24 protein-coding genes are annotated in these 25,047 nt (G+C 70.6%); 8 read left to right on the forward strand and 16 right to left on the reverse strand.

Annotated features, from left to right (window positions below; genetic code table 11):
- Window positions 1–91: 91 nt before the first annotated feature.
- Complete coding sequence (locus tag AB0B85_RS18990) at window positions 92–859, reverse strand: enoyl-CoA hydratase/isomerase family protein (RefSeq protein WP_357408941.1); 768 nt, start codon at window positions 857–859, stop codon at window positions 92–94.
- A gap of 46 nt (window positions 860–905) precedes the next feature.
- Window positions 906–1,133 carry a helix-turn-helix domain-containing protein gene (locus AB0B85_RS18995; RefSeq protein WP_007462679.1) on the reverse strand — a complete coding sequence of 76 codons (228 nt, stop codon included), beginning with the start codon at window positions 1,131–1,133 and terminating at the stop codon, window positions 906–908.
- A 214-nt stretch (window positions 1,134–1,347) separates the two neighbouring features.
- Here AB0B85_RS18995 and AB0B85_RS19000 point away from each other — a divergent pair, with 214 nt between their 5' ends.
- Entirely contained in the window at window positions 1,348–1,950 is a 603-nt protein-coding gene (locus tag AB0B85_RS19000) for a cadmium resistance transporter (RefSeq protein ID WP_357408943.1), read from the forward strand.
- Window positions 1,951–1,975: 25 nt separating this feature from the next.
- Here the strand turns inward: AB0B85_RS19000 and AB0B85_RS19005 are convergent, their stop codons facing one another.
- Window positions 1,976–3,580, reverse strand: a complete 1,605-nt coding sequence (locus AB0B85_RS19005) for an ABC-F family ATP-binding cassette domain-containing protein (protein WP_357408944.1) — start codon at window positions 3,578–3,580, stop codon at window positions 1,976–1,978.
- A gap of 261 nt (window positions 3,581–3,841) precedes the next feature.
- On the opposite strand from AB0B85_RS19005, the gene AB0B85_RS19010 reads away from it, so the two are divergent.
- Window positions 3,842–4,765, forward strand: a complete 924-nt coding sequence (locus tag AB0B85_RS19010; protein WP_357408946.1) for a neutral zinc metallopeptidase — start codon at window positions 3,842–3,844, stop codon at window positions 4,763–4,765.
- Window positions 4,766–4,852: 87 nt separating this feature from the next.
- Here AB0B85_RS19010 and AB0B85_RS19015 read toward each other — a convergent pair whose 3' ends face one another.
- The 10 genes from AB0B85_RS19015 to AB0B85_RS19060 form a co-directional block, all read right to left on the reverse strand.
- Window positions 4,853–5,509 carry an acVLRF1 family peptidyl-tRNA hydrolase gene (locus tag AB0B85_RS19015; protein ID WP_357408948.1) on the reverse strand — a complete coding sequence of 219 codons (657 nt, stop codon included), beginning with the start codon at window positions 5,507–5,509 and terminating at the stop codon, window positions 4,853–4,855.
- Window positions 5,510–5,546: 37 nt separating this feature from the next.
- The gene (locus AB0B85_RS19020; protein ID WP_357408950.1) at window positions 5,547–6,179 is read right to left on the reverse strand and encodes a LysE family transporter; all 633 of its coding nucleotides are present in this window, start codon (window positions 6,177–6,179) and stop codon (window positions 5,547–5,549) included.
- 258 nt (window positions 6,180–6,437) lie between these two features.
- A complete protein-coding gene (locus AB0B85_RS19025; protein WP_357408952.1) occupies window positions 6,438–6,881 on the reverse strand; it encodes a metal-sulfur cluster assembly factor in 444 nt (147 codons plus the stop codon).
- Window positions 6,882–6,948: 67 nt separating this feature from the next.
- A complete protein-coding gene (sufU, locus tag AB0B85_RS19030; protein WP_357409003.1) occupies window positions 6,949–7,422 on the reverse strand; it encodes a Fe-S cluster assembly sulfur transfer protein SufU in 474 nt (157 codons plus the stop codon).
- 2 nt (window positions 7,423–7,424) lie between these two features.
- The gene (locus AB0B85_RS19035; protein WP_357408954.1) at window positions 7,425–8,759 is read right to left on the reverse strand and encodes a cysteine desulfurase; all 1,335 of its coding nucleotides are present in this window, start codon (window positions 8,757–8,759) and stop codon (window positions 7,425–7,427) included.
- A gap of 20 nt (window positions 8,760–8,779) precedes the next feature.
- Window positions 8,780–9,553: a Fe-S cluster assembly ATPase SufC gene (gene sufC, locus AB0B85_RS19040; RefSeq protein WP_278140651.1), complete on the reverse strand. Its 774-nt coding sequence runs from the start codon at window positions 9,551–9,553 to the stop codon at window positions 8,780–8,782.
- On the reverse strand, window positions 9,553–9,879 hold the full coding sequence (locus AB0B85_RS19045; RefSeq protein WP_357408957.1) for a non-heme iron oxygenase ferredoxin subunit: 327 nt from the start codon (window positions 9,877–9,879) through the stop codon (window positions 9,553–9,555). Before AB0B85_RS19045 ends, sufC begins: the two co-directional genes overlap by 1 nt.
- The gene (gene sufD, locus AB0B85_RS19050) at window positions 9,879–11,030 is read right to left on the reverse strand and encodes a Fe-S cluster assembly protein SufD (protein WP_357408959.1); all 1,152 of its coding nucleotides are present in this window, start codon (window positions 11,028–11,030) and stop codon (window positions 9,879–9,881) included. The genes AB0B85_RS19045 and sufD overlap by 1 nt, the downstream gene beginning before the upstream one ends.
- Before the next feature lie 97 nt (window positions 11,031–11,127).
- Window positions 11,128–12,558, reverse strand: a complete 1,431-nt coding sequence (gene sufB / locus AB0B85_RS19055) for a Fe-S cluster assembly protein SufB (RefSeq protein ID WP_234588434.1) — start codon at window positions 12,556–12,558, stop codon at window positions 11,128–11,130.
- Entirely contained in the window at window positions 12,555–13,319 is a 765-nt protein-coding gene (locus AB0B85_RS19060; protein ID WP_357408961.1) for a transcriptional regulator, read from the reverse strand. The genes sufB and AB0B85_RS19060 overlap by 4 nt, the downstream gene beginning before the upstream one ends.
- A 152-nt stretch (window positions 13,320–13,471) precedes the next feature.
- Here AB0B85_RS19060 and AB0B85_RS19065 point away from each other — a divergent pair, with 152 nt between their 5' ends.
- Entirely contained in the window at window positions 13,472–14,419 is a 948-nt protein-coding gene (locus AB0B85_RS19065; protein ID WP_357408963.1) for a COX15/CtaA family protein, read from the forward strand.
- Window positions 14,420–14,536: 117 nt separating this feature from the next.
- Here the strand turns inward: AB0B85_RS19065 and AB0B85_RS19070 are convergent, their stop codons facing one another.
- From AB0B85_RS19070 to AB0B85_RS19080, 3 genes are all read right to left on the reverse strand, one after another.
- Window positions 14,537–15,457 carry a hypothetical protein gene (locus AB0B85_RS19070; RefSeq protein ID WP_357408965.1) on the reverse strand — a complete coding sequence of 307 codons (921 nt, stop codon included), beginning with the start codon at window positions 15,455–15,457 and terminating at the stop codon, window positions 14,537–14,539.
- Window positions 15,458–15,470: 13 nt separating this feature from the next.
- Window positions 15,471–15,806, reverse strand: a complete 336-nt coding sequence (locus AB0B85_RS19075) for a hypothetical protein (RefSeq protein WP_357408967.1) — start codon at window positions 15,804–15,806, stop codon at window positions 15,471–15,473.
- A 286-nt stretch (window positions 15,807–16,092) separates the two neighbouring features.
- A complete protein-coding gene (locus AB0B85_RS19080) occupies window positions 16,093–17,046 on the reverse strand; it encodes a heme o synthase (protein ID WP_357408969.1) in 954 nt (317 codons plus the stop codon).
- 268 nt (window positions 17,047–17,314) lie between these two features.
- Between AB0B85_RS19080 and tkt the strand changes: the two genes are divergently transcribed.
- Genes tkt through AB0B85_RS19105 form a run of 5 tightly spaced genes read left to right on the forward strand, consistent with a single transcriptional unit; the run spans window position 17,315 to window position 24,918 of the window.
- A complete protein-coding gene (gene tkt / locus AB0B85_RS19085) occupies window positions 17,315–19,453 on the forward strand; it encodes a transketolase (RefSeq protein WP_357408971.1) in 2,139 nt (712 codons plus the stop codon).
- Window positions 19,454–19,468: 15 nt separating this feature from the next.
- A complete protein-coding gene (gene tal, locus AB0B85_RS19090) occupies window positions 19,469–20,647 on the forward strand; it encodes a transaldolase (protein ID WP_357408973.1) in 1,179 nt (392 codons plus the stop codon).
- Window positions 20,644–22,293, forward strand: coding sequence for a glucose-6-phosphate isomerase (locus tag AB0B85_RS19095; protein ID WP_357408975.1), 1,650 nt, complete (start codon window positions 20,644–20,646; stop codon window positions 22,291–22,293). Before tal ends, AB0B85_RS19095 begins: the two co-directional genes overlap by 4 nt.
- Window positions 22,294–22,331: 38 nt before the next feature.
- On the forward strand, window positions 22,332–23,846 hold the full coding sequence (gene zwf, locus AB0B85_RS19100) for a glucose-6-phosphate dehydrogenase (protein WP_357409005.1): 1,515 nt from the start codon (window positions 22,332–22,334) through the stop codon (window positions 23,844–23,846).
- 55 nt (window positions 23,847–23,901) lie between these two features.
- Complete coding sequence (locus AB0B85_RS19105; RefSeq protein ID WP_357408977.1) at window positions 23,902–24,918, forward strand: glucose-6-phosphate dehydrogenase assembly protein OpcA; 1,017 nt, start codon at window positions 23,902–23,904, stop codon at window positions 24,916–24,918.
- Window positions 24,919–25,047: the final 129 nt, after the last annotated feature.

Below are 25,047 nucleotides of genomic sequence, written 5' to 3' on the forward strand. Positions count from 1 at the left end.
GGGTCGTCGGTCGGACTGCACCGTCAGGCCAATTCTCCCGACGAGTGTGACAACCTCGGTCGTAACCCGGATCTTCCCGTCCGGTCCTTACCTATTCTCCGCGTCCGGCCAGGGCTCGCACTCGGCGGGTCTGCGACTCCCGCTCGGCGCGCTGCTGATCGGCGTGCGACCGCCCGGCCGCACCCGCCAGCAGCGCCTTGATCTCCACCACCGCGTCCCGGGCGCGGGCGAGCAGCGCGGCGGTCAGGTCCTGGACCGCCCCCTCCAGCTCGGCCGGTGGCACCACCAGGGTGGCCAGCCCGATTCGGTCCGCCTCGGCCGCGTCCAGCCGGCGGCCGGTCGCGCAGATCTCCAGCGCCCGCGAATAACCAACAAGCTCCACCAGGCGCTTCGTGCCGGCGAGGTCGGGCACCAAGCCGATAATCACCTCGGCCATCGACAACTTGGCATCCGTGGCCAGCACTCGCAGATCGCAGGCGAGCGCGAGTTGGAAGCCGGCACCTATCGCGTGCCCCTGCACGGCCGCGATGGAGATGACATCCGGCCGGTGCAGCCAAGTGAAGCCCGCCTGGAATCCCGCGATGTGGTCGGCGCACTCCTGCTCAGGCAGTGTGGCGAGATGCGCGAAGGAGCCAGGGCCGGAAGCGCCAGCCAACGTGAGGTCGACCCCGGAGGAGAAAGCACGCCCCTCGCCCCGGACCACCACCACCCGCACGTCGCCGGGCAGCTCTCGGGAGAAGTCGCTCATCGCCCGCCAGGTCGCGGGCGTCTGAGCATTGAACACGTCGGGCCGGCACAACGTCACCGTGGCGACCGGCCCGTCGCAGCTGAACCGAACCCCGGTTGCCTCGGTGGTCACCGAGCGCCCCGAAGCGTTGCGCCGGCTGACGACGCTGAAAGGCGCGTCATGCCTTCTTGCGGCGCCGGGCACCGCCGCGCTGACGCAGCTGCACCCCTGACTCGGTGAGCACTCGGTGGATGAACCCATAGGAACGGCCGGTCGAGGCCGCCAGGGCGCGGATGCTCTCCCCTGACGTGTACCGCTTTACCAGGTCCTTGGCGAGCGTCTGACGCTCGGCTCCGACGATCCGGCGACCCTTCTCAGTGCTGGTGGCTGTGCCAGTGGCTGCCATGCTGTGTCCTCACGTCCCAGACTGTGCGGTTCGGATACGGTCCCACCTATTAGACCGCCTCGAACGATCATGCGCCAGATATCAACTCTTCGCCAACCGACACGCTATGCAATGTCAGCTTCCCGATAGAGTGATCCTGACATTCGACCCCGGGGTGGTGGGCCAGGCGTACCACCGCCGCCTGGTGGTGGTTGGCGGCGACCCGTAGCCTTCGATGGTGATCGACCTGTTGGGCACCGCGGCCGGAGCGGCGGTGGTCTTCGCCGCCACCGACATCGACGACATCGTCATCCTGACTCTGTTCTTCGTCGCGGCCCGCACCACCGGCCGACCCCGACCCTGGCAGATTGTCGCTGGTCAATACCTCGGCATCGGCGCGCTCGCGTTGGTCAGCGCTGTGGTCGCGGCCGGCCTGCTGGTGGTGCCGGACCCGTGGACGGGGCTGCTCGGGCTGCTGCCGATCGCGCTTGGCGTACGCGCGCTGCGGGGTTCCGACGACGACGAGGCCCCCACTGTCGTCACCGGCCTCCTCGGGGTGGCCGGCGTGACGATCGCCAACGGGGCCGACAACGTGGCCGTCTACGTACCCGTCTTCCGGGCCCTCGGCGTGGCCGACAGCGCCGTCTTCCTGCTGATGTTCGTGCTGCTCATCGCCCTGTGGTGCGCCGCCGCCGCCTGGCTGGGCGGGCACCCCCGCGTGGTCCGGCTGGTCGAGCGCGCGGGCCACTGGCTGGTCCCGGCGATCTTCGTCGGCGTCGGGGTGGTGATCCTGGTCAGCTCCGGTGTGCTGGGCCGGGTGGCCGACCTGCTCGGCTGAGGAACCGCCGGACGGGCGGCCCCGGTCAGGCCAGCTCGACCAGCTCGAGCAGGTCGTCGCTCCAGGCGTCCTCGTCGCCGTCGGGCAGCAGGATCGCGCGGTCCGGCTTGAGCGCCAGCACCGCCCCCGGGTCGTGGGTGACCAGGACGATCGCGCCCGGGTAGTTGGCGATGGCGTCGAGCACCTGCTCCCGGCTGACCGGGTCGAGGTTGTTCGTCGGCTCGTCGAGCAGCAGCACGTTGGCTCCGGAACAGACCAGGGTGGACAGCGCCAGCCGGGTCTTCTCGCCACCGGAGAGCACCCCGGCCGGCTTGTTCACGTCGTCACCGGAGAAGAGGAACGCGCCGAGGATCTTGCGCAGGTCGGTGTCGGACTGCTCGACGGCGGCGGCGCGCATGTTTTCCAGCACGGTGCGCTCCACGTCAAGCGTCTCGTGCTCCTGGGCGTAGTAGCCCAGCCGCAGGCCGTGGCCCGCGTGCACCTCGCCGGTGTCCGGGGTGAGCAGCCCGCCGAGCATCCGCAGCAGAGTCGTCTTGCCGGCGCCGTTGAGACCCAGGATGGCCACCCGGGAACCCCTGTCGACAGCGACGTTGACGTCGGTGAAGATCTCCAGCGAGCCGTACGACTTGGACAGGCCGGTCGCGGTGAGCGGGGTCTTGCCGCACGGCGCGGGGTTGGGGAAGCGCACCTTGGCCACCCGGTCGGAAACCCGCACCTCCTCCAGCCCCGAGATCAGCTTCTCGGCGCGGCGGGCCATGTTCTGCGCGGCGACGGTCTTGGTGGCCTTGGCCCGCATCTTGTCGGCCTGCGCCATCAACGCGCCGGCCTTCTTCTCCGCGTTGGCCCGCTCCCGACGGCGGCGCCGCTCGTCGGTCTCCCGCGCCTCCAGGTACGCCTTCCAGCCCAGGTTGTACACGTCGACCACGGAGCGGGTGGCGTCGAGGAACCAGACCTTGTTGACCACCGACTCCAGCAGCGCGCCGTCGTGGGAGATCACGATCAGGCCGCCCTTGTGGTTGGCGAGGAACCCGCGCAACCAGGTGATCGAGTCGGCGTCGAGGTGGTTGGTGGGCTCGTCGAGCAGCAGGATGCCGCCGCCGTTCTCACCGGCGTCGCGGAACAGGATCCGGGCCAGCTCGATGCGCCGGCGCTGACCACCGGAGAGGGTGCCGATGGTCTGGGCGAGCGCCCGGTCGGGCAGGCCGAGGTTGGCGCAGATGCGGGCTGCCTCGGCCTCGGCCGCGTATCCACCCAGGGCGGCGAACTGGTCCTCCAGCGCGCCGTAGCGGCGGACCAGCTTGTCGCTGGCGTCCTCGGCGAGTTGGGCCTCGATCTCCTGCATCTGGGACATCAGCACGTCCAGGCCGCGTGCCGACAGCACCCGGTCGCGGCCGGTCACCTCGAGGTCGCCGGTGCGCGGGTCCTGCGGGAGGTAGCCGATGGCACTGCGCGTGTCGATCTGGCCGGCGTACGGCTGCCCCTCACCGGCGAGGACCTTCAGCGTGGTGGTCTTGCCGGCACCGTTGCGACCGACCAGGCCGATCCGGTCACCCGGCTGTACGCGCAGGGTGGTGTCGGACAGCAGGATCCGGGAACCGGCACGCAGTTCCAGGCCGGTGGCTGTGATCATGTTTTCGGGCTCGCTCTCGGGGTCTGGAAGGCTGACTCGGGGCACGCGAAACGGCCGGCGGGCTCATGGGCCCGACGGCGCGGGGCGGTTCAGCCTTCGCAGCGCAGCACCCGACAAGTGTACCGGGCGCTGTCGGACGGCCCGCCCGGATTACCGATCAAGATCATCGGGTATCGGAACCGCTGTCCGGACCCCGTCCGGCACTTCACGGACACAACGACATCCATACGACATTCACGGCATACGGCGATCGGGGTCAGCATGGAACTCAACGAGCGGGCCGAACTCGACACCTCACAGGCCAACGACCTGGGCCGGGGCGGCGGGTCGGGCGGCGGCGGCTTCGGCATCCCCATCCCCGGAGGCGGTGGCCGGGGCGGCATCATCGGCATCGTGGTGGCCGTGCTCGTCGCCCTGCTCGGCGGCGGGTTCGGCCTCAACGCCATGACCAACGGCGACGACGGAGGCCAGGCCGGGGGCGGCGACCTGGATCAGGTGTGCGGCACCGCCAACCCCGACCGTCTCGACGACGCGCGCTGCCGCAACCTGCTCTACGTCAACAGCATCCAGGCCTACTGGCAGAAGGCGTACCCGGAGGTGGGCAACGGCGAGTACGAGCCCACCATCACCAACTTCTTCCAGGCCGCGGTGAACACCGGCTGCGGGCAGGCCGACTCGGGGGTCGGCCCGTTCTACTGCCCCGCCGACCGGAAGGTGTACATCGACCTGAGCTTCTACGACGAGCTGGCCACCCGGTTCGGCGCCAAGGGTGAGTTCGCCCAGCCGTACGTCCTCGCCCACGAGTACGGCCACCACGTCCAGAACCTGCTCGGCACCAACGCCAAGGCCGGCCAGGGCGACCAGAGTGGCCCCCGCTCCGCCTCGGTGCGGCTGGAGTTGCAGGCCGACTGCTATGCCGGCGCCTGGGCCAAGCACGCCACCGAGAGCAAGGACAAGACCGGTCAGCAGCCGTTGTTCAAGTCGATCACCGAGGCCGACATCAGCCAGGCCGTCGACACCGCCGAGGCGATCGGTGACGACAGCATCCAGGAGCGCTCCGGTGGACGGGTCAACCCGGACCAGTTCACCCACGGCACGTCCGAGCAGCGCAAGCGCTGGTTCACCCAGGGCTACGACGGCGGTGACCCGAAGAACTGCGACACCTTCGGCACCGACCAGCTCTGATCTGATCTGACCCGCCCCCGTCAGCGCCGACCACGCTGGCGGGGCGGTTGTCGCGCTAGTCGAGCCGGGAGACCTGGTAGTGCTCGATCAGCCGACCGGTGCCGGATCGCGCAGCCGGATGTGCACCGCACGGGCCGCCACAGCCGCCGCGACAAGCACGGCGTGCCGAGGCTCCGGCACGTCGAGCAGCCGCTCCGCGCGCAGCGGCACGAGCGGAGCCAACCGGCGGTCGGCCAGCACCGTGTCCACCGCCCGCCGATCCCCACCGCAGACCACCGCCGCCAACGTCGCCACCGCCGGCAGGAGCAGGCGTACGGCCAGGTCGGCCGCATCACCGAGCGCCGCCCTGGCCTGGTTGTCGCGCCGCCGGGCGAACCGCTGCTGTGACCACCCGCCCGCGGCGGTGCGCCCCTGCACGTAGCGGCTGTCCACCTTGGAGACGACCAGGTCGCCTCCCTCGGCGACGCCGACGGCCACCGCGCCCTTGCGGGCCAGCAGCAGACCGATCCGGCGGGGCGCTACGGCGGCGGCCACGAACCCGGCGACGTCGTCGCTGGCCGGCGCCCCGGGTGGGGCGTACAACTCGGCGGTTGCCCCGTCGTCGGCGGTGAGCAGCAGCCCGTACTCCCGCGGGGTGGCGGTGTGCGGGCCGTGCCGGTCGGCGAAGCCCTCGACCCAGCGGCCGACGCGGGCCGGATCGACCTCCACCCACCGGCCGCCCCCGGCTGCGGGTCGACTGGTCACCGCCCGACCGTACGGCACGCCCGGGTGGGCGGGGCGCTCAGCCCGGCAGCAACGCGACCACCGCCAGCGCGGCGATCAGCGCGCTGGACACCAGGCCGGTGACCAGCCGCCCGCGCGGACTGCTCAGCGCCCGACCGACCACGGTGCCGCCGCCGGCGATGAGCAGCTGCCAACTCGCCGACGCCAGGAACACCCCCGCCACGAAGAGCACCGCCGCGCCCGGGCCCGCGCTGGCGGTGTCCCGACGGCCCAGCACCAGCGCGGTGAAGTAGAGCACCGTCGCCGGATTGAGCAGGGTCAGCCCGAGCAACGCCGCGTAGGCCCGGCCCGGAGTGCTCAGCCCTCCGCCGACGGGTGCCGTCGGCGTGCGCCGCGACCGGTGCGCCGACCAGGTCCGGAACAGGCCGTGCCCGGCCAGACCCAGCAGGACGACAGCCGCGACCACCCGCAGCGGCCCGGCGACCGGCGCGACGACCCCGGCCAGGCTGGCGCCACCGAGCGCGGCGACCGCCGCGTAGAGCCCGTCGGCAGTCGCCACCGCGAGCGCCGCGGCAGCACCGACCCGGAACGAGGTACGAGCGCTCAGCCCCAGGATCAGGATCGCTATCGCGCCGACCGGGATCGCGACGCCGTACCCGGCCACCAGACCGGCGAGCAGCGCCTCGGTCACGGGAGTCGGTGGCGGGTCGAGGCTCGCCCCCGGGCCGGCCGCTGTCGACGCACGGCAGTCGCCGCACGGACCAGGACCTGCATCGGGTACGCCTCAATCACCCAGGCATCCTGCGCGCCGACGCACCACCCCCGCCACCGCTTTTCCGCCCACGCGACCGGAACGGTCCCGGTCCGCAGCGGGAAGCCCGATCCGGTACGCGTCGAGCGCGGCACCCCGGACGGGGTACCGCGCTCGACGACTGGCGAACGGAGTCGGTCAGACGTTGAAGCCGAGGGATCGGAGCTGGTCCCGACCCTCATCGGTGATCTTGTCCGGGCCCCACGGCGGGAGCCACACCCAGTTGATCCGGATGTCGTTGACAAGGCCGCCGCCGGGGCCGGTGGTGAGCGCCTGCCGGGTCTGGTCCTCGATCACGTCGGTCAGCGGGCAGGCTGCCGAGGTGAGCGTCATGTCGAGGGTGGCGACGTTCTCGTCGTCGACGTGCACGCCGTACACCAGACCCAGGTCGACCACGTTGATGCCCAACTCCGGGTCGACGACATCCTTCATCGCCTCCTCGATGTCGGCGATCATGGCCTTGCTGACGCCACCCTCGGGGGCGGCGGCACCGGTGCCGTCGGTCGTCGCGGCGTCGGTCTGCGGCTCCACAGTGGTGTCACCGGCCTCCGGCGTCGCCTCAGTAGCGGTGTTCTCGCTCATGCCGTCCCTCCGCATCGCTTCGTGATGCCACAAGGCACCACAGTGTCATTCGCTCGCTGCCGCACTGTCACGCCTTCACCTCCGGGCTCGCGCCCACACCGGCGCGGGCCGCGGCGTCCTTGAACGCCATCCACGGCAGCAGCGCGCACTTCACCCGGGCGGGGTAGCGGGCCACACCCGCGAACGCAACCCCGTCACCGAGCACGTCCTCGTCCGGCGTGACCTGACCACGCCCGGACATCAACTCCACGAACGCCCCGTGTACCTCGAATGCTTCCCCGGCGCCCCTGCCGCGCAGCAACTCGTGCAGCACGCTCGCCGAGGCCTGGCTGATCGAACAGCCCATGCCGTCGTACGAGATGTCGTGCAGCACGGCGCCGTCGGTGGCCACCCGGACGGTGACCTCGTCGCCGCAGGTCGGGTTGACGTGGTGCGCCTCCGCGACCTGGTCACCCGGGACGTCGGCGTCGCGCAGGCCACGCCCGTGCGGGTGCTTGTAGTGGTCCAGGATGATCTCCTGGTAGAGCTGGTCGAGCTGCACCATCAGTCGAACACCTTCCGCACCTGCTCCAGACCGGCCACCAGAGCGTCGATCTCCTCGGTGGTGGTGTAGAGGTAGAACGAGGCCCGGGTCATCGCCGGGACACCGAACCGGCCGCACACCGGCTTGGCACAGTGGTGACCCACCCGCACCTGCACGCCGAGCGAGTCGAGCACCTGACCCACGTCGTGCGGGTGCACGTCGCCCAGCGCGAACGAGATGGTGCCGCCCCGGCCGACCGGCACTGTCGGACCGAAGATCCGCAGGTCCGGCACCGCGCCGAGAGCGTCGAGCGCGTACGCCGTCAGCTCCTTCTCGTGCCACTGGATGGCCCGCATCCCGATGCCGGTGAGGTAGTCCACCGCGGCACCGAGCGCGACCGCCTCGGCGATCGGCGGGGTGCCCGCCTCGAACCGGGTCGGCGGCGCGGCGAACGTCGAGCGTGCCATGGTGACCGTCTCGATCATCGAGCCGCCGCCCATCACCGGCGGCATCGCCGCCAGCAGCTCACCGCGACCCCAGAGCACACCGATGCCGGTCGGACCGCACATCTTGTGGCCGGTGAAGACGATGTAGTCGGCGTCCAGGTCGACAACGTCCATCGGCAGGTGCGGCACGGACTGCGAGCAGTCCAGCAGCAGCAGCGCGCCCACCTCACGGACCCGTGCGGTGATCCGGGAGGTGGCATTGACGGTGCCGAGGATGTTCGACATGTGCACCAACGAGACGATCTTCGTCCGTTCGGTGACCAGGTCGTCCAGGCCCGACTCGTCGAGGCGGCCCTGGTCGGTCACGGGGAACCAGCGCAGGGTCGCGCCGGTCCGTTCGCAGAGCAGCTGCCACGGGACGATGTTCGAGTGGTGCTCCATCTCGGAGATCACCACCTCGTCGCCCGGCCCCAGCCGGAACCGGTCGTCCGTCTCGCGGGACGGAGCAGCCAGCGGAGAGGCGTCCGGGCGCAGCGAGGCGTTCGAGAAGGCGTACGCCACGATGTTGATCGCCTCGGTGGAGTTCTTGGTGAACACCACCTCGTCGGTGCTCGGCGCGTTGATGAACGCGGCGACCTTGGCCCGCGCCCCCTCGTACGCCTCGGTGGCCTCGCTGCCGAGCGTGTGCACCGAACGTGACACGTTCGCGTTGTGCCGCGCGTAGTGCTCGTCGAGCACGTCGAGCACCTGGCGGGGCTTGTGCGAGGTGTTGGCGCTGTCGAGGTAGACCAGCGGGTGTCCGTTGATCTCCCGGCTCAGGATCGGGAAGTCGGCGCGCACCCGGGCCACGTCGAAACGTGGCACGTCGTCGTACTGCGGCATCCCCTCGGGGATCGCGATGCTGGTCATCTCGGCAGCGCCTCTCCCACTCAGGCCTTGGCCGTGCCGGCCCCGGCGGCGTACCGCTCGTAGCCCTCGGCCTCGAGCTTGTCGGCCAGCTCCGGGCCGCCCTGCTCGACGATCCGGCCGGCCACGAAGACGTGCACGAAGTCCGGCTTGATGTAGCGCAGGATCCGGGTGTAGTGGGTGATCAGCAGCACGCCGGTGTCGCCGGTGTCGCGGACCCGGTTGACGCCCTCGCTGACCACGCGCAGCGCGTCCACGTCGAGGCCGGAGTCGGTCTCGTCGAGGATGGCGATCTTCGGCTTGAGCAGCTCGAGCTGGACGATCTCGTGCCGCTTCTTCTCACCGCCGGAGAAGCCCTCGTTGACGTTGCGCTGGGCGAACGCCGGGTCCATCTGCAGGCGCTCCATCGCGCCGCGCAGCTCGCCACCCCAGGTGCGCAGCTTGGGCGCCTCGCCGTCGATGGCGGTCTTGGCGGTGCGCAGGAAGTTGGCCACCGAGACGCCGGGCACCTCGACCGGGTACTGCATGGCCAGGAAGAGGCCGGCGCGGGCGCGCTCGTCGACGGTCATGGCGAGCACGTCCTCGCCGTCGAGGGTCACCGTGCCGCCGGTGATCTCGTACTTGGGGTGACCGGCGATCGAGTACGCGAGGGTGGACTTGCCGGAACCGTTCGGGCCCATGATCGCGTGCGTCTCACCGGACCTCACGGTCAGGTCGACGCCGGCCAGGATCGGCTTGAGCTCACCCTCGGGCAGCTTGACCGACACCTTCAGGTCGCGGATCTCCAGGGTGCTCATTATCGGGTCACTCCATTACTCGGCGTCAGGCTGACGTAGATGTCGCCGTCGCGGACTTCGACGGGGTAGACGGGGACGGGTTCGGTGGCCGGCAGGCCGGAGGGCTGCCCGGTGCGCAGGTCGAAACGCGAGCCGTGCAGCCAGCACTCCAGCGTGCAGCCGTCGACCTCCCCCTCGGACAGGGCGACCGCGGCGTGCGAGCACTCGTCGTAGGCGGCGTAGAACTCGCCGTCCTCGCCGTGCACGAGCGCGATCGGGGTGCCGTCGACGTCCGCGCTGATCGCGGTGCCCTTCGGCACGTCCTCCGCGGAACAGATCCGGATCATCAGGCGCCGGCCTTGGTGAGCCGGGCCTCGATCGCGTCGCCGAGGCGCTCGCGCAGCTCCTCGACGGGGATCTTGTTGATCAGCTCGGCGAAGAAGCCACGGACCACCAGGCGGCGGGCCTCGCTCTCCGGGATGCCCCGGGCCATCAGGTAGAACAGCTGCTCGTCGTCGAAGCGGCCGGTCGCGCTGGCGTGGCCGGCGCCGGCGATCTCGCCGGTCTCGATCTCCAGATTGGGTACGGAGTCCGCCCGCGCGCCGTCGGTGAGCAGCAGGTTCCGGTTGATCTCGTACGTGTCGGTGCCTGTCGCCTCGGCCTGGATCAGCACGTCACCCACCCAGACGGTGTGCGCGTCCTCGCCCTGCAGGGCGCCCCGGTAGCCAACGTAGCTGCGGCAGTCCGGCACGTTGTGGTCGACCAGTTGCCGGTGCTCCAGGTGCTGGCCGGAGTCGGCGAAGTAGACGCCGTACAGCTCGGCCTCGCCGCCCCGACCTGTGTACTCCACGCTTGTGAACTGCCGGACCAGGTCGCCGCCGAGGGTGACCTGGATGTGGATGACCTTGGCGTCCCGACCCAGCTTGACCTTGAGGTGCTGGGCCTGCACCGCGTCGTCGGCCCAGTCGGCGACGGTGACCAGGGTCAGCTTCGCCCCGTCGGCCACCGAGACCTCGACGTTGTCGGCCAGGGTGCCACTGTCCACGTACTGCAGCACGAGGACCGACTCGGAGAGCACGCCCACGTCGACGAAGGTGTGCGTGAAGGCCACCACGTCCGACGGACCGCCGTGCACGGTGACGATCACCGGCTCGGTGACGACGGCCTCCCGGGCCACCTCGATCAGCGTGCCGATTTCCGACTCACCGTAGGCACGCGCGCTGACCCGGTCCACCGGGGTCAGCACGCTGCCCCGCCGCGGGTCGTCCTTCGCCAGCGGGCCGACGGTGACGCCAGCGGGCAGCTTCCCGTACTCCAGCGCCGGCCAGTGCGCCGACTCGTCTGAGACGGCACCGTCGAGCAGGCCGCGCAGACGCTTGAGCGGGGTGAAACGCCACTCCTCCTCCAGGCCGGTGAGGGCCGGGAAGTCGGCGACGTCGTACGAGCGCAGCGCCTGCGACTTGGTGCTGGGCGGCGGCGCGGAAGCCTGGGTAGTCATGTCTTCCTTGGTCTGTCATGAATCGGTGGGTCAAGGCGGGCCGGGCCGGACCCGGCGTACCGGGTCCGGGCCCGCCCGTGGCCGGGCGGAGGCGGCGTCAGCCGACTGCGCCCTCCATCTGCAGCTCGATCAGGCGGTTGAGCTCCAGGGCGTACTCCATCGGGAGTTCCTTGGCGATCGGCTCGATGAAGCCGCGCACGATCATGGCCATCGCCTCGTCCTCGCTCAGGCCCCGGCTCATCAGGTAGAAGAGCTGGTCGTCGCTGATCTTGGAGACGGTCGCCTCGTGCCCCATCGACACGTCGTCCTCGCGGATGTCGACGTACGGGTACGTGTCGGAGCGGGAGATCGTGTCGACAAGCAGCGCGTCGCACTTGACGGTGCTGCGGCTGTGGTGCGAGCCCTCAAGCACCTGGACCAGGCCACGGTACGAGGTGCGGCCACCGCCCCGGGCGATCGACTTGGAGATGATGGACGAGGAGGTGTGCGGCGCGGCGTGCACCATCTTGGCGCCGGCGTCCTGGTGCTGGCCCTCGCCGGCCATCGCCACCGAGAGCACCTCACCCTTGGCGTGCTCGCCGGTCATGTAGACCGCCGGGTACTTCATCGTCACCTTGGAGCCGATGTTGCCGTCGACCCACTCCATTGTCGCGCCCTCGTGGCAGACGGCGCGCTTGGTGACCAGGTTGTAGACGTTGTTCGACCAGTTCTGGATGGTCGTGTAACGGCAGCGCGCGTTCTTCTTGACGATGATCTCCACGACCGCGCTGTGCAGCGAGTCGGAGGAGTAGAGCGGCGCGGTGCAGCCCTCGACGTAGTGCACGTACGCACCCTCGTCGACGATGATCAGCGTCCGCTCGAACTGGCCCATGTTCTCCGTGTTGATCCGGAAGTAGGCCTGCAGCGGGATCTCCACGTGCACACCCTTCGGCACGTAGATGAACGAGCCACCGGACCACACGGAGGTGTTGAGCGCGGCGAACTTGTTGTCGCCGACCGGGATCACCGTGCCGAAGTACTCCTTGAAGACGTCCTCGTGCTCGCGCAGCGCGGTGTCGGTGTCCAGGAAGAGGACGCCCTGCTCCTCAAGGTCCTCACGGATCTTGTGGTAGACGACCTCGGACTCGTACTGCGCCGCGACACCGGCGACAAGTCGCTGCTTCTCCGCCTCCGGGATGCCGAGCCGGTCGTAGGTGTTCTTGATGTCCTCGGGCAGGTCCTCCCAGCTGGTGGCCTGCTTCTCGGTGGACCGCACGAAGTACTTGATGTTGTCGAAGTCGATCCCGGTGAGGTCCGCGCCCCAGGCCGGCATCGGCTTGCGGCCGAACAGCCGCAGGCCCTTCAGCCGCAGGTCGAGCATCCAGGCCGGCTCGTTCTTCTTGGCCGAGATGTCCCGCACCACCGCCTCGTTGATGCCGCGCTGGGCGACCGCCCCGGCGGCGTCCGGGTCGGACCAGCCGTACTCGTAGCGACCCAGGGCGGCGAGCTGCTCTTCCTGGGTCAGGGGCTGGACGATCTGCTCGGTCATCTATCTGTCCTCACAGTGGTGACGGGATTACCGGATGGAACGCGGCCCGGCTGGGTCGGGATGTGCGTGGTGCACACCCCGTCGCCGTGCGCGATGGTGGCCAGGCGCTGCACGTGGGTGCCGACCAGACGGGAGATCACCGCGGTCTCGGCCTCGCACAGCTGGGGAAACTCGGCGGCCACGTGCGCCACCGGGCAGTGGTGCTGGCAGAGCTGGCCGCCGGAGGCGATAGTGGTCGCGTTGGCAGCGTAACCCTCGGCGGTGAGCGCTCCGGCGAGTGCCTCAGCCCGCGCGAGCGGGTCGTCGCCGGCGTCCTCCATGGCGGCCCGGCAGCGTGATTCCAGGGCGGACACCTGCTCGGCCGCGAACGCCTCGACCGCGTCCGGACCACCGCTGCGGGCGATCCAGCGCAGCGCGGCGGTGGCCATGTTGTCGTAGTGATGGGTGCCACAGCGAACCCGGCCGGCCTCGGTCAGCATGAACACCTTGGCCGGACGCCCCCGCCCGCGGCTGCCCCGAATGACCTGCTCGCGGGAGTACACATCGCCGTCGGCGAGCATCGCGTCGAGGTGCCGGCGGATCGCCGCCGGGCTGAGCCCGAGAGCCACCCCGAGCTGCGCGGCGGTGGTGGCCCCCCGCTCCAGCAGCAGTTGGGTGACCCGGTCGCGGGTGGAGATCTCCGCCGCCGTGGCCCCGGCGGTCGCCGCCGGCGTGGTCGGGGCCGGGACGGACGCGGACGCGCCGACAGCCGGAACAGCCATCGGCTGGTACCCGGGGAGTGCCGCCGCGTTTTTCACAACGCCAACGTTACGTAATTACCCGGAGGGTGGCAAACCCGGGCCCCGGTGATCCGAACCACCGAGCCGGCGGAGTCGGACGAACCTCGATCACTACAGTGCGTAGGATTTGCGCCGTGAACCGAATCGTCCGTCCGGTCCCCGACCTCCTGCTGCGCCGCCTCGCGCTCGCCTCGATCATCGCGAACCTGGGCATCGTCGTCACCGGCGGGGCCGTCCGGTTGACCGCCTCGGGCCTCGGCTGCCCCACCTGGCCCCGGTGCACTGACGACTCGTACGTCACCACCCCGGAGATGGGCGTGTACGGGGTGATCGAGTTCAGCAACCGGATGCTGAGCTTCGCGGTGGGCCTGATCGCGCTGGCCACCCTGCTGGCCGTCCTGACGCAACGGCCCCGCCGAGCCGGGCTGCTGCCCCTCGCGGTCGCCGTGTTCCTGGGCATTCCCGCCCAGGCGGTGCTCGGTGGCATCACCGTGCTCACCAACCTCAACCCGTGGGTGGTCGGCCTGCACTTCCTCGCCTCGATGGCGGTGATCGCCGCCGCGTACGCCCTTTGGCGGCGCATCGGCGACCCGGACGGCCCGACCGTGTCAGTGGTGCCCACGCCGCTCCGCGCGCTGGCCCGGGTCACCACCGCCGCAGCGGTCGCGGTGCTCGTCATCGGCACCTGGGTCACCGGCAGCGGGCCGCACGCCGGCGACCACGGCGCCGCCCGCAACGGGCTCGACAGCGAGTCGATCTCCCAGGTGCACGCGGACGCGGTCTTCCTGCTGATCGGCCTCTCGGTGGCGCTGATCTTCGCGTTCCGCGCCGTCGGCGCGCGGCGGGCCACCCGCGCCGCGATCGTCCTGGTCGCCGTGGAGCTGGGCCAGGGCCTGATCGGCTTCGTGCAGTACTTCACCCACGTGCCAGCGCTCCTGGTCGGCGCGCACATGCTCGGCTCGTGCCTGGTGCTGCTGGCCGCCCTGTCGGTGCAGTGGTCCACCCGCGAGCGCCGCCCGGTGACCCCGGCAACCGAGACCACCCCGGCCGACGAAGGCACCCCGGTCCCGACCCCCGTCTGACAACCCCGCGCCCCGCGCCCCGCGCGAAGATCGTGCTCGAACCAGGAAGTAGTGGCCTCACGACGCGCCGATGCCACTACAACAATGAACGAGCACGATCTCGGGGCAAGGACCCGGTCAGCTCCGCAGGGCCAGGTGGGTGGCGACCGCGGTGGCGAGACGGTCGGGGGCCCCGTCGGCGTACCCGATGAACAGCGACGGCTCGGTCAGCTCCAGCTCGACCAGGACCGGCGCGCCGTCCGGGCCGGGAATCAGGTCGACCCGGGCGTAGAGCAGCTGCCGTGTGCCGCCGGGCACCACGGCGAGGGTCTGCTCGGCCACCGCCAACTGCGCCGGTCGGGCGGTCCGGGTGGCGATCTCCTCGGCTTTGTAGAGCCCGTCCGGGCCGAGGTCCGGACCGGTCAGCATCGGGCCCTTGCGGATCGCGTGGCTGAAGGCGAGCCCGTCGGGGCCGGCCAGGAAGAGCAGCGCCGTCTCGCCCTCGGTGTCGACGGCCCGCAGGTACGGCTGGACCATTGTCACCCGGCCGGCGGCGGAGAGCCGACGGACGTGTGCGACGGCCAGGTCCCGGTGCTCCGGGTCGGCCAGGTCGTACCGGCCGGTGTCCTGACTGCCGGCGCTCACCGCGGGCTTGAGCACGTACTCGCCGGTCTCGGCGGGTGGCTGCCAGCGCTCCCCCGGCTCGACCCACGACGTCGGCACGGTCGGCACCCCTGCCGCGTTCAGCTCGGCGAGGTAGCGCTTGTCGGTGTTCCACCGAACCACGTCGGCCGGGTTGACAAGCGCCGGCACGGTTGCCGCCCAGGCGACGAACTCGTCGCGGCGCAGCGCGTAGTCCCAGGGGGAACGGAGCACTACCAGGTCGAAGTCGGACCAGTCGACGTCGGGGTCGTCCCAGACCGCTGTCGCGACGGAGATGCCGCGGGCCCGCAGCGGAGCGAGGACCAGCCGGTCGTCCGGATCGAGGTCGACGAGGTCGGCACAGGTGACGAGAGCGACCCGGGGTTTCCCCCGGGTCGACTGGTGGTTGGTGGTCAATTCAGGTGGCTGTTCAGCGGGCCATGGTGCGGCGCGCCATGGACCGCCACAGGTCGTTGCTCGGGCGCATCTGGTCCATCAGCTCCCGCTCCCAGGCGTTCTCGACTGCGACTCCCGCCTGGGCGCAGGCCTCCCGCGCCGTGACGGTGTCGTCGGCGAACTGGTCGCCCCACTCGCCGTCGGAACCCACCAGGACGATTCGCGCGCCACGCTTGCCGACGTACTCGATGACCGCCTTCGCGCCGCCGTGACCGGCGGCGAACGCCTGAAGGCCCGCGACCAGGCCGCGGGGGGCCTGCTCGTCGGCGGTCTGCTCGGCCGTCAGCGTCGTATCGGAACCATCTGCCATGACGCGAAGCCTAAGCAGACCCGCACCCTCCCGGGCGAGAACCATGAACCTTTTGTGATGCCAATTACCTACAGGTTTAGGAATCAGCACAGGCTCAGTGACCGAATATATCCGGACTTTTGCCTACAAAAGCAGCGGACAAATCGGTCTGCAGCCCAGGGAGTTGAGCCGATCAGACTCATGCTGAAAGTTACTCTGATGTGACATCAAAGCCGGACAACTCATCAATGTTCGTGATTATTCAGAGGATCGCCGACCGGTTCCGCCGCAGCGGGGCGGAGACGGGTCAGATCAGCGCGTCGAGCGCGACAGCGGCGAACACGATCGTCAGGTACGTCGTGGACCAGTGGAACAGCCGCATCGGCTTGACCGCCTCGCCCCGCGTCGCGCGCCGGCAGAGCCGGTGCGCCTCGACCACGAAGATGGCACCCACCACCAGGGTCGGCACCCCGTAGATCGCGCTGAGCCCCAACGGCCAGACGGCCAGGGAGGTGAGCACGGTGAGCCACGCGAAGATCAGGATCTCGGCGTTCACCCGGCGGACCGACGCCACCACCGGCAGCATCGGGATCCCGGCGCGGGCGTAGTCGTCCTTGTACTTCATGGCGAGCGGGTAGAAGTGCGGCATCTGCCAGAAGAAGACCACAGCGAAGAGCCCCCACGCGGCCGGCGCCAGTGAGCCGGTCACCGCCGCCCATCCGATCAGCACCGGGGCCGCCCCGCAGGCGCCACCCCAGAAGGTGTTGGTCGGCGTGGACCGCTTGAGCCACAGCGTGTAGACGACGTCGTAGTAGACGATCGCGGCAAGCGTCAGCCCGGCGGCGAGCAGGTTGGTGAACGCCGCCATCAGGGCGACCGACACCGCCGCCAGCACCAGACCGAAGACCAACGCGCTCCGCGGCGACACCGTGTGCGCCGGCAGCGGCCGACGCTTGGTACGCCGCATCAACTGGTCGATGTCCCGGTCGATGTAGCAGTTCAGCACGCTTGCCGCGCCCGCGGCGAGGGAGCCACCGATCAGCACGACGGCCATCAACCACAGCGACGGGAGCCCGCCGTCGGCGAGCATCATCGCCGGGATGGTGGTGACCAGCAGGAGTTCGACGATCCGCGGCTTGGTGAGCGCCACGTACGCCGCGAGGACCGCGCGTACGTCCCGCCGGGCCACCGGACCCTCGGCCGCCCGGGCCGGGTGCTGCCCGGCCGGGTTGCTCGCGGGGCGCTCGGTGATCATGCTCACGGATTGCCACCTTCCGGCATCGGGCACGGGGAGATCGGATCGGTCGGGACCATCGCGGGCCCGCACACCGACCCACACACTACGCGTTGTCGTTTTGGCTGCCCGGCCGACCCGACAACGGTGCGGGCCGTCACACCACCGGGTTCGGACCACGCATCCGGAACGTCACCTCGCGCACACCTTGCGGAGATCCCCGGGCGCGCGTTTAGGCACGCTCGATAAGGTCATCGTTGAGGGTTCCGCCCATCTGCCGAGGAGCACAACCATCGTGGCTGCCAAACGACCCGAGCACTCCGCACTGAACTGGTCCGACCTCGATCGCCGGGCCGTCGATACCGTCCGCGTGCTGGCCATGGACGCCGTAGAGAAATCCGGTAACGGCCACCCGGGCACCGCGATGAGCCTCGCGCCCGCGGCGTACCTCCTCTTCAACCGCGTCATGCGGCACAACCCGGCCGACCCGAACTGGCCCGGCCGGGACCGGTTCGTGCTCTCCGCCGGGCACTCCAGCCTGACGCTCTACATCCAGCTCTTCCTGTCCGGTTACCCGCTGAGCCTGGACGACCTCAAGTCGCTGCGGCAGTGGGGTTCGCAGACCCCGGGTCACCCCGAGCACGGCCACACCCCGGGCGTGGAGACCACCACCGGCCCGCTCGGGCAGGGCCTGGGCAACGCGGTGGGCATGGCCATGGCGGCCCGCCGCGAGCGCGGCCTGTTCGACCCCGAGGCCGAGCCGGGCGCGTCGGTCTTCGACCACGACATCTGGTGCATCGTCTCCGACGGCGACATCGAGGAGGGCATCAGCCACGAGGCCAGCGCCCTCGCCGGGCACCAGCAGCTGGGCAACCTCACGGTGATCTACGACGACAACGAGATCTCCATCGAGGACGACACCCGGATCGCCAAGAGCGAGGACGTGGCGGCCCGCTACGAGGCGTACGGCTGGCACGTGCAGACCGTCGACTGGCGCAGCGGCGACGCCGACCAGGGTGACTACCACGAGGACGCCGAGGCGCTGTACGCGGCGCTGGTGGCCGCCCGGGCGGAGACCGCCCGCCCCTCCTTCATCGCGCTGCGCACCATCATCGGCTGGCCCGCCCCCAACAAGCAGAACACCGGCAAGATCCACGGCTCGGCGCTCGGCGCCGACGAGGTGAAGGCCACCAAGCAGATCCTCGGCTTCGACCCGGAGCAGACCTTCCAGGTCGACGAGGAGGTGCTCAGCCACGCCCGCACGGTGATGGGCCGCGGCGACGCCGCTGAGCAGGAGTGGACCACCTCGTTCGACGCCTGGAAGAAGGCCAACCCGGAGCGCACCGCGCTCTACGAACGGCTGGCCGGCCGGGTGCTGCCGGACGGCTGGACCGACGCGCTGCCGGTCTTCCCCGCCGACGCCAAGGGCGTGGCCACCCGGGCCGCGTCCGGCAAGGTGCTGGAGGCGCTCGCGCCGGTGCTGCCGGAGCTGTGGGGTGGCTCGGCCGACCTGGCCGAGAGCAACAACACCACGATGAAGGGCGAGCCGTCGTTCATCCCGGCCACCCACGCCACCAAGGACTTCCCCGGCCACGAGTACGGCCGCACGCTGCACTTCGGCATCCGTGAGCACGCCATGGGCGCGATCCTCAACGGCATCGCCCTGCACGGCGGCACCCGCCCGTACGGCGGCACGTTCCTGGTGTTCAGCGACTACATGCGCCCGTCCGTGCGGCTGGCCGCGTTGATGAAGCTGCCGGTGACCTACGTCTGGACGCACGACTCGATCGGCCTGGGCGAGGACGGCCCGACCCACCAGCCGGTGGAGCACCTGACCGCGCTGCGCGCCATCCCGGGCCTGGACGTGGTCCGCCCGGCCGACGCCAACGAGACGGCCTGGGCCTGGCGGCAGGCGCTGGAGCACACCGACCGGCCCACCGCGCTGGCGCTGAGCCGTCAGCCGCTGCCGACCCTGGACCGCGACGTCCTGGGCAACGCGGACGGGGTGGCCAAGGGCGGGTACGTGTTGGCCGAGGCGTCCAACGGCAAGCCGCAGGTGATCATCGTCGGCACCGGCTCCGAGGTGCAGCTCTGCCTGACCGCCCGGGAGCGGCTGGAGGCCGACGGCACCCCGACCCGGGTCGTCTCGATGCCCTGCCAGGAGTGGTTCTACGAGCAGGATGAGGCGTACCGGGAGTCGGTGCTCCCACGCGGGGTAAAGGCACGGGTGAGCGTGGAAGCGGGCATCGCGATGTCCTGGCGCGGAATCGTCGGTGACCTGGGCGAGAGCGTCAGCCTGGAGCACTACGGGGCGAGCGCCCCGCACACCGTGCTCTTCGAGCAGTTCGGGTTCACCCCCGACCGGATCGTGGCGGCGGCGCACGCCTCGCTGGCTCGGGTGGGCGACATCACCGGTTTCACGACCGGCAACTGAGGGAGCGTGGACGGCATGACGGACAAGTTGAATGAGCTCACCGCCGCGGGTGTGGCGGTCTGGCTCGACGATCTTTCCCGGGTACGACTGAGCTCCGGCGGGCTGGACCAGCTGCGCCGCGAGAAGCACGTGGCCGGTGTCACCACCAACCCGACGATCTTCGCAAAGGCGTTGAGCGACGCCGACGAGTACAACTGGCAGCTGCGCGACCTCGCCATCCGTGGCGTGGACGTGGAAGAGGCCGTCCGGATGCTCACCACGTACGACGTACGGTGGGCCTGCGACGTGATGCGCCCGTCGTACGACGGCAGCGCCGGCGTGGACGGCCGGGTCTCGATCGAGGTGGACCCGCGCAGCGCACACGACGCGGACAAGACGGTCGCCGAGGCCAAGGCGCTGTGGTGGCTCGTCGACCGGCCCAACCTCTTCATCAAGATCCCAGCCACCGAGGAGGGCCTGTCGGCGATCACCGACACTCTCGCCGAGGGGATCAGCGTCAACGTGACGCTGATCTTCGGCCTGGACCGCTACTCGGCGGTGATGGAGGCGTTCCTCGCCGGCCTGGAGCAGGCCAAGGCGAACGGCCACGACCTGTCGAAGATCGGCTCGGTCGCGTCGTTCTTCGTCTCCCGGGTCGACTCCGAGGTCGACAAGAGGTTGGAGAAGGTCGGCTCCGAGCAGGCCAAGGCACTGAAGGGCAAGGCCGCAGTGGCCAACGCCCAGCTGGCGTACGAGCGCTACACCGAGGTCTTCTCCTCGGACCGCTGGAAGGCCCTCGAGGCCGCCGGCGCGCACCCGCAGCGGCCGCTGTGGGCGTCCACCTCGACGAAGAACCCGGACTACCGCGACGTCATCTACGTCGAGGAGCTGATCGCCCCCGGTACGGTCAACACCATGCCGGAGTCGGTCATCCACGCGTACGCCGACCACGGCGAGACGCGCGGCGGCGACACCGTCACCGGCGCCTACGACGCGGCCCGGAAGGTCTTCGCGGACCTGGAGTCGGTCGGGGTGGACATGGCCGACGTGATCGCCACCCTAGAGCGCGAGGGTGTGGAGAAGTTCGAGGCCAGCTGGCAGGAGCTGCTCGACGGCGTCCGTAAGTCGCTGGAGGCGGCGGCCAAGGGCAAGGGTGCCCCGAACAAGGCCGCCAAGGGCAACGCGAAGGCCGCCGACAAGGCCGGTGGCGCATGAGCGACCTTCTCGCAGGGCCGGTGGAGGCAGCCGCCGGGCTCGCCGTGTACGGCGCGGACGCGGTCGACAAGTCCGCGCCCGCCTCGACCCGGGAGGCGCTCGTCAAGGCCGGCGTCCCGGGCAAGCTGGCGGGCAAGGACCCGAGCCTGTGGGGTCCGGACGCCGAAGCCGAGGCGAAGATCCGGCTCGGCTGGGTCGACACCCACCGACGCAGCCGGGAGTTGCTCGTGCAGCTCGCCGAGCTGACCGCGGAGCTGGCCGACCTGGACCACGTGGTACTCGCCGGCATGGGTGGTTCGTCCCTCGCGCCCGAGGTGATCACCCGGACCCTGGGTCGCCCGCTGACCGTGCTCGACACCACCGACCCGGGCCAGGTCCGGGCGGCGCTCGGCGACCGGCTGGAGCGCACTGTGGTGGTGGTGGCCAGCAAGTCCGGGTCGACGGTGGAGACCGACAGTCACCGCCGCGCCTACTGGCAGGCGTTCCTGGACGCCGGGATGACCGAGGCGGAGGCCGGCCGGCACTTCGTCATCGTCACCGACCCGGGTTCGCCGCTGGAGACCACAGCGACCGAGATGGGCGCGTTCACAGTGCTCGCCGACCCGAACGTCGGCGGCCGTTACTCCGCGCTCACCGCGTTCGGCCTGGTGCCCTCGGCGCTGGCCGGGGTCGAGGTCGCCGAACTGCTCGACCAGGCCGACGCGCTTGCCGCGTCGCTCGGCGCGGACCGGGACAATCCGGCGCTGGCGCTGGGTGCCGCCCTGGGTGCCGCGGCCACGCTGGCCCGGGACAAGGTCGCCCTGGTCTCCGACGGCACCGGCATCGACGGTCTCGGCGACTGGGCCGAGCAACTCATCGCCGAGTCGACGGGCAAGGCCGGGGTGGGCATCCTCCCGGTCGTCGTGGAGTCCCCGCAGAGCCCCGGCGCCACCGGTGCGGACGTGCTGACGGTCAGCTACGGCGGCTCGCTCACCCCCGGCGACGTGCCGGGTGGCGGCGGCACCCCGGACGTGGCCGTCAACGGCCCGCTGGGCGCGCACTTCCTCGCCTGGGAGTACGCGACAGCGGTAGCCGGCGTGGTGCTCGGCATCGACCCGTTCAACCAGCCGAACGTCACCGAGTCCAAGGAGAACACCAACAAGATCCTGGCCTCGGGCCTGCCGGCGGAGTCGCCGTCGTTCACCGAGGGCGCGATCGAGGTGTACGCCCCGCAGGGCGCTCCCGGTGACCTGGCCGGGGTGCTGCGCTGGCTGCTCGACGGGCTGGGCGACGACGGTTACCTCGCGGTGATGGCGTACCTCGACCGGTTCGCCGACACCGACACCGCCAAACTGCGGCCGCTGCTGGCGCAGGCGGGCGGTCGGCCGGTCACGTTCGGTTGGGGGCCACGGTTCCTGCACTCCACCGGCCAGTACCACAAGGGCGGCCCGCAGGTGGGCAGCTACCTCCAGGTGACCGGCGCGGTCGCCGAGGACCTGGCGGTGCCGGGCAAGCCGTACACCTTCGGTGAGTTGCAGGCGGCGCAGGCCGCCGGGGACCGGCAGGCGCTCGCCGAACGGGACCGCCCGGTGCTGCGGCTGCATCTGACCGACCGTGCCGCCGGTGTCGCCCAACTGCTCGACGCCGCCGGTGACCTGCCGGCGTAAGGATGGACGACGTGACTGAAGCGGAGCGAGGAGGCGGCATGAACCCGCTGCGCGACCCGCAGGACCGCCGGTTGCCCCGGATCCCGGAGCCGTGTGCTCTGGTGATCTTCGGGGTGACCGGCGACCTGGCCCGCAAGAAGCTGCTCCCTGCGGTCTACGACCTGGCCAACCGAGGGCTGCTGCCGCCCGGTTTCGTGGTGCTCGGTTTCGCACGCCGCGACTGGGGTGACGGCGACTTCGAGACACTGGCCTGCGAGGCCGCCCGCAAGCACGCTCGTACCCCCTGGCGGGACGAGGTGTGGGCCCGACTGGCCGGCAACATCAAGTTCGTCGGCGGGTCGTTCGACGACGACGCCGCCTTCGACCAGCTCGCCTCGACGCTCGACGACCTGCGCCAGACCCATGGCATCACCGGCAACGCGGCGTTCTACTTCTCCATCCCGCCTGCCGCGTTCCCGGTCGTGCTCAAGCAACTGGCCCGCACCGGGATGGCCGACAACGAGAAGTCCGGCGGGTGGCGTCGGGTCGTGGTGGAGAAGCCGTTCGGCAACGACCTGCCCTCGGCGAAGGCACTCAACGACCTCGTCGACGACGTCTTCACCCGTGAGGACGTCTTCCGGATCGACCACTACCTGGGCAAGGAGACCGTTCAGAACATCCTCGCCCTGCGGTTCGCCAACAACCTGTTCGAGCCGCTGTGGAACTCCAAGTACGTCGACTCGGTGCAGATCACCATGGCCGAGGATGTCGGCATCGGCACCCGCGCCGGTTTCTACGACACCGTCGGCACCGCCCGCGACGTGCTGCAGAACCACCTCCTGCAACTTCTCGCCCTGGTGGCGATGGAGGAGCCGACGAGCTTCGACGCCGACGAGATCCGGGCCGAGAAGCTGAAGGTGCTCAAGGCGATCACCCTGCCGAAGGACGTGGCCCGGGACACCGTGCGCGGCCAGTACCTGCCCGGTTGGGTAGGCGGCGAGCGCGCGGTCGGCTACCTGGAGGAGCGGGACGTCCCCACCGACTCCACCACCGAGACGTACGTGGCGGTGCGGCTGGGCATCCAGAACCGCCGGTGGGCGGAGGTGCCGTTCTACATCCGGGCCGGTAAGCGGCTGCCCCGGCGGGTCACCGAGGTCGCCATCATGTTCAAGAAGGCGCCGCACCTGCCGTTCAACGACGCCGACATGGAGTCGCTGGGCAACAACCAGCTGGTCATCCGGGTGCAGCCGGACGAGGGTGTGGTGCTGAAGTTCGGCTCGAAGGTGCCGGGCACCACGATGGAGGTCCGCGACATCGCGATGGACTTCCAGTACGGCGAGGCGTTCACCGAGTCCAGCCCCGAGGCGTACGAGCGGCTGGTGCTCGACGTGCTGATCGGCGACCGCACCCTGTTCCCGGACGCGGCAGAGGTCGAGCAGAGCTGGCAGGTGATCGACCCGCTGGAGCACGCCTGGGCGGGCACCAAGCCGGAGCCGTACCGAGCCGGCGAGTGGGGGCCGCGCGCCGCCGACGAGATGCTCGCCCGCGAGGGTCGCGCCTGGCGACGAGCGTGAACGAGCGCAGCGAGCGAACCAGCAGGCGCGGCAGGACGCAGAGCAGGAGGCTCCAGTGATCGGGCTGTGGGACACCACCGGCAACGAGGTGGTCAAGGCGCTCGCCGCCGAGCGGCGCAGCGCGGGTGGCGTGGCCAGCGGCATGGCGCTGACTCTCATCGTGGTGGTGGACGAGAAGCGGGTCCGGGAGGCGGAGGCGGCAGCGACGATCGCCGCCGCCGCCCACCCGTGCCGGCTGGTGGTGGTGGTTCGCTCCGAGATCGAGCGGGACCGCAACCGGTTGGACGCGGAGATCGTGGTCGGCGGCCGGCTCGGCCCGTGCGAGGCGGTGGTCACCCGGATGTACGGTCGGCTGGCCCTGCACGCCGAGTCGGTGGTCATGCCGCTGCTGGTTCCGGACGTGCCGGTGGTCACCTGGTGGCACGGCGAGCCGCCGGCGGAGATCGCCACCGACTTCCTCGGCGTGGTCGCCGACCGCAGGATCACCGACTCGGCGCAGGCCGCCGATCCGGTGGAGGCGCTGCGGCAGCGGGCCCGGGACTACGCCCCGGGCGACACGGACCTGGCCTGGACCCGGATCACCCCGTGGCGGACCCTTGTCGCCGGGGCGTTCGACACGGCCAGCGAGCGGGTCGTCGAGGCGACAGTTGTCGCGCCGCCCACCGATCCGACGGCGTCGCTGATGGTCGGTTGGCTGTCCAGCCGGCTCGGCATCACCCCGCAGCGGGTGGACTCCGACGAGTTTCCCCGGATGCGGGAGGTGCGGTTGAGCTGCGCCAACGGCGACCAGCTGACGTTGACCCGCGAGGACAGCATGGCGGTGTTCCGGCGTACCGGCCAGGACGACCGGACCCTGCCGCTGGTCCGCCGCCCACTCGGTGACGAGTTGGCCGAGGAGTTGCGGCGGCTGGACGCCGACCAGGTGTACGCGGAGGCGCTTGGTGCGACGGTCGGGCTGCGGGGGCTGGAGCAGCGTCCCGCGCAGCGGGTGCACGTGTGGAAGGATCCGGCCACCGCGCGCCGCGCCGAGGCGGGGGTCACCGCGCACGCCGGCACCAGCGGCGAGAGCTGACGCCCTGCCGGGGCACCATGTCGGGGTAGGGACCGGTGCGGACCGGCCCTCCCCGGAACACACCATCTCGGGCATTTCGCTCCGGGCACGACGCGACAGCGACCGCCCAGCGGTCGGGAAACGAAGGCC

The organism is Micromonospora sp. NPDC049044 (assembly GCF_040649215.1).
GTDB lineage: Bacteria > Actinomycetota > Actinomycetes > Mycobacteriales > Micromonosporaceae > Micromonospora.